This window comes from Actinomycetospora sp., assembly GCF_055612215.1.
The window spans coordinates 1-1,649 of record NZ_JBVPVA010000490.1; the positions used below are offsets into that span (position 1 = coordinate 1).

The following is a 1,649-nucleotide window of genomic DNA, read 5'->3' on the forward strand; positions in this document are numbered from 1 at the left end:
GGCCGACCCGACGCCCGACGTCGACCGGCCCGTCCCGACACCGGCCACCGAGCCGATCGCCTCCGAGCGGGCCCGCCTCGCGCAGGGCCGCCTCGGGATCGACGAGGTGACCCCCGAGGTCTCGGGCGGGCGCTTCCCGTCGAAGGCCGTCGTCGGGGAGGTCGTGCCCGTCACCGCCACGGTCTGGCGCGAGGGGCACGACGCCGTCGCCGCGACGCTGGTCTGGCAGCGCTGCGCCGACGTCGACCACGCCGACGCGCAGGCCGTCGCGGGCGCCCCGACCGTCGGCGAGGCCCGCTCGACGCGCATGGCGAGCCTCGGCCCCGAGACCGACCGGGTCGCCGCGAGCCTCGTCGCCGACACCGAGGGCCTCTGGCGCTTCCGGGTGGACGCCTGGAGCGACCCGTGGGCGACGTGGCGCCACGCCGTCGAGGTGAAGGTCGCCGCCGGCCAGGGCGCGGGCGAGCTCGCCAACGATCTCGAGAGCGGCGCCCGGCTGCTCGAGCGCGGCGCAGCCCAGATCGAGGACCGCGCGAGCGCCGCCGACGTCCCCGACCAGCCCGCGGGCGAGTCGACCACCCCGATCGAGATGCCGCCGACGCTGACCTTCGCGACCGCGCTGCGCGAGGCGGCCGCGTCCCTGCGCGAGACCGACCGCAGCGTGCCCGAGCGGCTCGCGAAGGCGCTCTCGCAGCCGGTGCACCGCACGATGGTCGAGCGCCCGGTGCGCGACCTCGTGACCCGCGGCGCCGACCACCACGTCCTCGTCGAGCGGCCCCGCGCCCTCGACGGCGCCTGGTACGAGTTCTTCCCGCGCTCGACCGGCGGGTGGGACGACGAGGGCCGCCCCGTGCACGGCACGTTCGCCACCGCCCAGCGCGAGCTCGAGCGCGCCGCGGCGATGGGCTTCGACGTCGCCTACCTGCCGCCGATCCACCCGATCGGCGTGGTGAACCGGAAGGGCCCGAACAACACGCTGACCCCGGGTCCCGACGACGTCGGGTCGCCCTGGGCGATCGGGTCGGCCGAGGGCGGGCACGACGCCGTGCACCCGCAGCTGGGCACGATCGACGACTTCGACGCGTTCGTCGCGCGGGCGTCCGAGCTCGGCCTCGAGGTGGCGCTGGACTTCGCGCTGCAGTGCGCGCCCGACCACCCGTGGGCCGCGACGCACCAGGAGTGGTTCACGGTGCGCCCGGACGGGACCATCGCCTACGCGGAGAACCCGCCGAAGAAGTACCAGGACATCTACCCGGTCAACTTCGACAACGACCCCGAGGGCATCTACGCCGAGTCGCTGCGGGTCGTGCTGCTGTGGGTGAGCCACGGCGTCAAGGTGTTCCGAGTGGACAACCCGCACACCAAGCCGCCGGACTTCTGGGAGTGGCTGATCCGGCAGGTGAAGGCGCAGCACCCGGACGTGCTGTTCCTGGCCGAGGCGTTCACCCGCCCGGCGCGCCTCTACGGGTTGGCGAAGCTGGGCTACACCCAGTCCTACACCTACTTCACCTGGCGCACGGCGAAGTGGGAGCTGACCGAGTTCGGCGAGGAGATCGTCGCGCACGCCGACGAGTCGCGGCCGAACCTGTTCGTCAACACCCCCGACATCCTGCACGAGTCGCTGCAGCTCGGCGGGGGGGCGCTGTTGG

1 protein-coding gene is annotated in these 1,649 nt (G+C 74.3%); it reads left to right on the forward strand.

The window, feature by feature from the left end; genetic code table 11:
• Nucleotides 1–55: 55 nt before the first annotated feature.
• Nucleotides 56–1,649: maltotransferase domain-containing protein (locus AC0CYZ_RS13750; protein ID WP_472216202.1), on the forward strand; the 1,594-nt coding region annotated here is incomplete at its 3' end.